At 49.8% G+C, this 659-nt stretch carries 1 protein-coding gene; it reads left to right on the plus strand.

Features of this window, described 5'->3' with window-relative positions:
- Positions 1-659: autotransporter-associated beta strand repeat-containing protein (locus ICN23_RS09925; protein WP_216232090.1), on the plus strand; the 659-nt coding region annotated here is incomplete at both ends.

Consider the following 659-nt stretch of genomic DNA (forward strand, 5'->3'; position numbering starts at 1 on the left):
GTCTTTGCAAGCACGGTTGGTGCGAGCTATGCACTCGCTTCCTTGAACACTAGTGGCGATACTTCTATCGGTGGATCAGTGACCACTGCCGGAGTACAGGGTTATGGTGGTAATCTCGTTCTGACGACTTCTGATATCAGTCTTAACACTACCAATAGTGATGTGACAGTTGCAGGGGGTGTATCCACTGGGTCAAGCTCAGCGCTCACTTTAAATGCTGGATCAGGCAAAGCATTGATTTCTGGCGGCACCACCAACTTAACAACTTTGACAATCAACTCAACTAGCGCGAATAGTGAAGTTGCTGGCAATATCGGTGGCGCAACAAGTTTTGTTAATACTGGATCTGGAGTGACTAAGCTTTCAGGATCCAACACCTACACCGGTACCACTACCGTTCAAGCTGGTACCTTGAACGTCACTGGCAGCTTGTCTGATAGCACTGCCGTGACGGTTGCCTCTGGTGCCACTTATATCGTAGGCGCTAATGACACGGTGGCCTCGATTGCTGGTGCCGGCAATATTACCTTGACTGCCAACCTGACAACCGGCAGTACAACTGATACGACCTTTAGTGGCGTGATTAGTGGCGCCGGTAACCTCACTAAAGTGGGTTCAGGCACATTAACCTTGTCTGGCACCAATGCTTACACTGGTAC

The sequence above is a fragment of the Polynucleobacter sp. MWH-Jannik1A5 genome, from assembly GCF_018881795.1.
Classification (GTDB): domain Bacteria; phylum Pseudomonadota; class Gammaproteobacteria; order Burkholderiales; family Burkholderiaceae; genus Polynucleobacter.